Origin of the sequence: Oryzihumus sp., assembly GCF_036391795.1 — a bacterium.
Classification (GTDB): domain Bacteria; phylum Actinomycetota; class Actinomycetes; order Actinomycetales; family Dermatophilaceae; genus Oryzihumus.
This window is the reverse complement of record NZ_DASVZH010000087.1, coordinates 1-5,842: the sequence shown is the minus strand read 5'-3', so window position 1 is coordinate 5,842 and position 5,842 is coordinate 1. Positions and strand designations below refer to the sequence as shown.

Annotated in this window: 6 protein-coding genes and 1 pseudogene; 5 read left to right on the top strand and 2 right to left on the bottom strand. The window is 69.2% G+C overall.

Annotated features, from left to right (window positions below):
• Positions 1-378, bottom strand: a pseudogene (locus VF825_RS05060) (NAD-dependent malic enzyme); the annotation flags it as partial.
• A 475-nt stretch (positions 379-853) separates the two neighbouring features.
• On the opposite strand from VF825_RS05060, the gene VF825_RS05055 reads away from it, so the two are divergent.
• The 5 genes from VF825_RS05055 (at position 854) to sodN (ending at position 4,402) form a co-directional block, all read left to right on the top strand.
• The gene (locus tag VF825_RS05055) at positions 854-1,762 is read left to right on the top strand and encodes an ABC transporter substrate-binding protein (protein WP_331110798.1); all 909 of its coding nucleotides are present in this window, start codon (positions 854-856) and stop codon (positions 1,760-1,762) included.
• A gap of 71 nt (positions 1,763-1,833) precedes the next feature.
• Entirely contained in the window at positions 1,834-2,712 is an 879-nt protein-coding gene (locus VF825_RS05050; protein ID WP_331110796.1) for an amino acid ABC transporter permease, read from the top strand.
• Entirely contained in the window at positions 2,712-3,569 is an 858-nt protein-coding gene (locus VF825_RS05045; RefSeq protein WP_331110794.1) for an amino acid ABC transporter ATP-binding protein, read from the top strand. The genes VF825_RS05050 and VF825_RS05045 overlap by 1 nt, the downstream gene beginning before the upstream one ends.
• A 2-nt stretch (positions 3,570-3,571) precedes the next feature.
• Positions 3,572-3,943, top strand: a complete 372-nt coding sequence (locus tag VF825_RS05040) for a S26 family signal peptidase (protein ID WP_331110792.1) — start codon at positions 3,572-3,574, stop codon at positions 3,941-3,943.
• Positions 3,944-3,997: 54 nt separating this feature from the next.
• Positions 3,998-4,402, top strand: a complete 405-nt coding sequence (sodN, locus tag VF825_RS05035; RefSeq protein WP_331110790.1) for a superoxide dismutase, Ni — start codon at positions 3,998-4,000, stop codon at positions 4,400-4,402.
• A gap of 119 nt (positions 4,403-4,521) precedes the next feature.
• Here sodN and VF825_RS05030 read toward each other — a convergent pair.
• The coding region (locus VF825_RS05030; RefSeq protein ID WP_331110788.1) for an N-acetylmuramoyl-L-alanine amidase at positions 4,522-5,842 on the bottom strand (1,321 nt) is incomplete at its 5' end.

The following is a 5,842-nucleotide window of genomic DNA, read 5'->3' as shown; positions in this document are numbered from 1 at the left end:
GACGAGCTCGTCCACCGTGCCGGACTCCATGCAGACCGGCACGGCGTCGACGCCGGCGAAGTGCTTGAACAGCACCGCCTTGCCCTCCATGACGGGCATCGCCGCGAGCGGCCCGATGTCGCCCAGGCCGAGCACCGCCGTCCCGTCGGTGACCACGGCAACGGTGTTGCGCCGCGCGGTGTAGCGGGCCGCCAGCGACGGGTCGGCGGCGATGGCGCGCGAGACGTCGGCGACACCGGGGGTGTAGAGCAGGGACAGGTCACGCCGGTCGCGCAGCGGCTGGGTGGGGGTGACCGCCAGCTTGCCGCCCTCGTGGGCGCGGAAGACCGGGTCGGAGGGGTCGAACACGTGGATCGGGAACGACGGGTGAGCAGACATGGCACCTCTTCGACATGGAGCGAGCACGCAGGGAGATCAGAGAACTCGAAGCCTGGGTGGTGGCTACTGACACGTCGCGGGGGGTGGCCCGCTGTGTCCGATGGTGCCACAGGGCAGCCGCCGAGGCCCACCGGTGGCACGACACTGTGACGCGGGTCGCTGCGCCGGGTCGCGCCGACGCGACCCGACATGGTCCCCGGAGTGGCGTGCCGGCGGGACGAGGATGCGCGCAGGGTCGACACTGGATGGGTATGCATCTGCCTGCATGATGATGCGATACCATCCCTTCCGCAGTCCGGACCAACCCGGACATGCCCGGACTTCCGGACACCGCAGGCGCACCCCCGGCCCGGGAGCGGGTCACACCCTTGTCACGGCGGTGACTCAGGTCTCGCCCTGCGCAAATTGCGGGTGGCAGGATGATCCCGTCCGGCGTACATCAGTTTGAAACGGCCTCCAAGAAGGAGCACCTCCGATGACCCGTCCTTCCCCCGCCATCCTGCGCACCGCTGTCGGTGTCGCGGTGGCGAGCCTTGCCCTCAGTGCGTGCGGCTCGAACTCCCTGTCGTCGGGCGGGTCGTCGACGTCGAGTGGGCCGGCGCCCACCGCCACCAAGAACGCCGCTCTCGCCGCCAAGCTGCCGGCGAAGATCAAGTCCGCCGGGGAGATCGTCGTCGGCACCGACGCCACCTACGCCCCCAACGAGTTCCTGGCCACCGACGGCAAGACCGTCCAGGGCATGGACGTCGACCTGTTCAACGCCGTGGCGCAGGAGTTCGGCGTCAAGGTCAAGTGGGTGCCGGCCAACTTCGACTCGATCATCCTCGGCGTCGACAGCGGCAAGTACGACATGGGCATCTCCAGCTTCTCGATCACGGACGAGCGCAAGAAGCAGGTCAACATGGTCAGCTACTACACCGCGGGCACGCAGTGGGTGACCGCCAAGGGCAACCCGAAGAAGGTCAACCCCGACGACGCCTGCGGCCTCAACGTGGCGGTCCAGAAGGCCACCACCCAGCTCGACGACATCACCGCGCGCAACAAGAAGTGCACCTCTGCCGGCAAGAAGGCCATCAACATCGTCGTCGAGGTCGGTCAGGACAAGGTGACCGCAGACGTCACCAGCGGCAAGGCAGACGCGATGCTGGCCGACTCCCCCGTCGCGCTCTACGCCGTCAAGCAGACCGGCGGGCAGCTCGAGGCCGTGGGTTCGACCTATGACTCCGCGCCGTACGGCTACGTCATCCCCAAGAGCGAGACCGACTTCGGCAACGCCCTGGTCGAGGCGCTCAAGCAGCTGGACAGCTCCGGTGGCTACAAGCAGGCCCTGGCCAAGTGGGGCATCCAGACCGGCGCGATCAACAACTTCGCGCTCAACCCGTGATGACTGCAGCAACTGACAGCGGCCGGCCGGGCGTGATCCACGCCCGGCCGGTCCGGCACCCGTGGCGTTGGGTGGCACTCGCCATCATCGCCGTGATGGTCGCGATGCTCCTCAGCTCGTTCCTCACCAACAAGAAGTGGGACTTCCCCTTCGCCCTGAAGGTGATGAACCAGAGCCCGGTGCTCGAGGGCCTCTACAAGGGCACCATCCTCGGCACGGTCGGCGCCATGATCATCGGCGTCGTCCTCGGCGTCATCATCGCGATCATGCGCCTGTCCTCCAACCCGGTCCTGCGCGGCGTCTCGTTCGTCTACACGTGGTTCTTCCGCGCGATCCCCCGCTACGTGCTTCTCGTGATCATCGGCACGGGTCTGGGCTACCTCTACAACACCCTCGACGTCGGGGTGCCGTTCGGCAAGCAGATCGCCAGCGCGTTCGGCCTGCAGAGCGACCTGACCTTCTTCCACCTGACGACCAACGACATCGTGGGTGGTCTGGTGGGTGGCATCATCGGCCTGGGCCTGTCGGAGGCGGCATACATGGCGGAGATCGCGCGCGCGGGCATCCTCTCGGTGGACGTCGGACAGAGGGAGGCCGCGCAGGCGCTCGGGATGAGCAGCGGCAAGACCATGCGCCGCATCGTCCTGCCGCAGGCCATGCGGGTGATCGTGCCCCCGACCGGCAACGAGACCATCGCCATGGTCAAGGACACCTCGCTGCTGGTGGCCATCCCGGTGATCACCGAGCTCTTCTACCAGGCCAGCGCCATCGGCTCGCGCACGCTGAAGATCATGCCGTCCTACGTCGCGGCGACCGCGTGGTACCTCATCGTGTGCAGCATCCTGATGGTCGGGCAGTCCTACCTCGAGCGCTACTTCGGCCGCGGCTTCGGCCAGAAGGCACCGAAGACGAGACGGTTCGCCCGACCCGGTGGGGCGGGAGGCGCCTGATGACGACTGGGACACCGCCGGCACCGCTGGTCCACGCCGTCAACGTCAGCAAGGCGTTCCATGGCAACGAGGTCCTCAAGGGCATCGACCTCGACGTGAACAAGGGTCAGGTCGTCTGCCTGCTCGGACCGTCCGGGTCGGGGAAGACGACGTTCCTGCGCTGCATCAACCAGCTGGAGTCCCTCGACGGCGGCCGCATCTGGGTCGACGGCGACCTGATGGGCTACGAGGACCGCGGCGGCACGTTGCACCACCTCACCGACCGGGCGATCGCCGCCCAGCGCCGCAACATCGGAATGGTCTTCCAGCGGTTCAACCTCTTCCCCCACATGACCGCGGTACAGAACATCATGGAAGCCCAGATCCAGGTCAAGGGCGAGACGAAGGCCAAGGCCCGCGAGGTGGCCATGAACCTGCTGGACCGCGTGGGGCTGTCGGACAAGCCGTCTGCCTACCCGTCCCAGCTCTCCGGTGGCCAGCAGCAGCGGGTGGCCATCGCCCGGGCACTGGCGATGAACCCCAAGCTCATGCTGTTCGACGAGCCGACATCGGCGCTCGATCCGGAGCTGGTGGGCGAGGTCCTGGCCGTCATGCGCCAGCTCGCCCGCGACGGGATGACGATGATCGTCGTCACGCACGAGATGGTGTTCGCCCGCGAGGTGGCCGACCATGTCGTCTTCATGGACGGCGGCGTCGTCGTCGAGCAGGGCGACCCGCGATCGGTCATCGACAACCCGCAGCACAACCGCACCAGGACCTTCCTCGGCCGGATGCAGGCCGAGTACAAGCCGGCGGTGGAACACGTGCCTGACGTCATCCCGGGCACCGCCCCGAAGGCTCCGACGAGCGTCGACTGACGGTGCTGCGCCTCGGCATCGCCCTCGTGCGGGGTCGCTCCATGGAGCCGACCCTGCACGAGGGCGACCGCCTGCTCGTGCTGCACGGCGCTCGTGCCCGGGTCGGCCGCCTGGCCGTGGTCCGGCTGCCGCCCGGTCCGGACGGCCCGCGCCCGCTGGCGGTCAAGCGGGTCACCGGCCACGACCCCGCCGGCGGTGACGGCTGGTGGGTCGAGCGGGACAACCCGCACGAGGGCGTGGACTCCTGGCAGGTCGGCGCGATCCCTCCCGGCGACGTGCAGGCACTGGTCCTCGGGCGGGTGCCGGGCCGTCGCGCACTGGCCACGATGGCCCTCGGGACGCTGCTGCTGAGCCGCCGTCGCCGACGCGGATGACGCGGGGTAGGTTGGCCGGGTAACCCCGATCGTCCGCAGAAAGGGATCCCAGTGATGTTCTCCCGCTTGTTTGCCGCCCCGGTCGAGGTCAGCGCCCACTGCGACCTGCCCTGTGGTGTCTACGACCCCGCGCAGGCCCGCATCGAGGCCGAGTCCATCAAGGCGATCATCGCCAAGGTGGCCGACAACGACGACGCTGACTTCCGCGTCCGCGCGACCATCATCAAGGAGCAGCGTTCCGAGCTCGTGAAGCACCACCTCTGGGTGCTGTGGACCGACTACTTCAAGCCCCCGCACTTCGAGAAGTACCCCCAGCTGCACACCCTCTTCAACGAGGCCACCAAGCTGGCCGGGGCGACCGGCACCAAGGGTGAGTTCGACGCCGCCAAGGCCGACGAGCTGCTCGCCAAGATCGCCGAGATCGACACGATCTTCTGGGAGACCAAGAAGGCCGCCTGAGCCTTCGGTCACCAGACGAAGGGCCGCCGCACCCCGGGGTGCGGCGGCCCTTCGCGCCTGTATGCCGGGTGGCCGGTCCGGTGCGCCACGCGCCCCGGGAGACCACCCGCCACACCGGCTCACTTCAGGTAGACGATGCCGTCCGTGGTGATCGTCGGACGGCCCGAGGTCGCCAGGTTGACCACCTTGACCGTGTGCGTGGCGGCCGTGGTCCACGTCTTCGCCCAGATCGCGTTGCGGTACATGGTCGTGCTCGATCGGAGGTCGACCGTGGCCACCTTGACCCCGTCGACGTAGACCGCGGCCTGGCCCGAGCTCGAGGCCCGGGACACGACCCACGCGACCGAGCGGCCGGTGAACTTCCACGTCAGCGAGGCGTTGAGCGCCGACGTCGAGAGCGAGTAGCCGCCGAGGTAGCTGCTGCTGCTCCGTGTGGACCAGCTGCCGTAGCGGGTGGCTGCCGTCTCCTGGACGATGACCGGAGCGACCACGGTCGACGCGGTGCCGGTGTTGCCCGCGGCGTCGGTGGCCTTCAGGGCGAACGTGGTCGAGTACCCGGGACGGGCCGCCGTGGCCCAGGACGTCGTCGTCGCCGCGAACGTCGCTGCCGAGGGCGCGGTGGCCTGGACCTGCCGGAGCAGCGCGTTGTCGGCGGCCTTCCACGCCAGCGTGATCGGCGCCGAGGTGGTGCTCACCGTGCCGCCCCGCAGCCCGGCATACGGCTTGGTCGGGAAGGTGGGCGCCGTGGGGTCGCCCACCACCGTGCTGGCCGTCGACGTGGCCGCCCTGCCGGTGTACTGCGTGGCGCGCACCGCCACCGTGTGCTTGCCCGCCGTGAGGGTGGCCTTGAGCGACGTCGCACCGGTGGCTGTCGCGGCGACCGCGCCGTCGACGAGCAGCTCCGAGCGCGTGACCAGCGGCAGCGGGCTGGTGGCGGTCCACGAGACCGTGACCGCCCCGCGCGTGTAGTACGTGCCGCTCACCGCGGTCGCACCGGAGATGCCGGTGATGCGCACACCCGACGGCGGCCCGGCGCCCCAGGTGCGAATGGTCGGCAGCTGGTTGTACACCCCGTCGCCCGGGCATGCCGTCGCGAAGCCGTCCCGGTGTCCGGAGACCGCCTTGAAGGAGTAGGTGCTGCCGTGCACGAAACGGCCGTCACTGGTCGTGTCCCCCCGGTAGGTCAGCACCTGGCCGGTCAGGTCCGGCGTGTACTTCGCGAAGCCGAGCTTCCACGCCACGAGCCGGGCGACGCTCTGCTCCGCCGCCGTGCTGGCACCGGTGGTGGTGTAGGTGCCCAGGACCGCGATGCCCGCGCTGTCGGTGTTGAAGCCGTAGGTCTGCGCGCCGATGACCGGCTGGTCCATGCCGCCGTGGCGGCCCTCCCACAGCTGGCCGCACTTGTCGACGAGGAAGTTGTAGCCGATGTCGTCCCAGCCC

Bases quoted from the DNA above. Each gene is read 5' to 3' on its own strand.
- VF825_RS05055 (WP_331110798.1), top strand. From the start codon at position 854: ATGACCCGTCCTTCCCCCGCCATCCTGCGCACCGCTGTCGGTGTCGCG.
- VF825_RS05045 (WP_331110794.1), top strand. From the start codon at position 2,712: ATGACGACTGGGACACCGCCGGCACCGCTGGTCCACGCCGTCAACGTC.
- sodN (WP_331110790.1), top strand. From the start codon at position 3,998: ATGTTCTCCCGCTTGTTTGCCGCCCCGGTCGAGGTCAGCGCCCACTGC.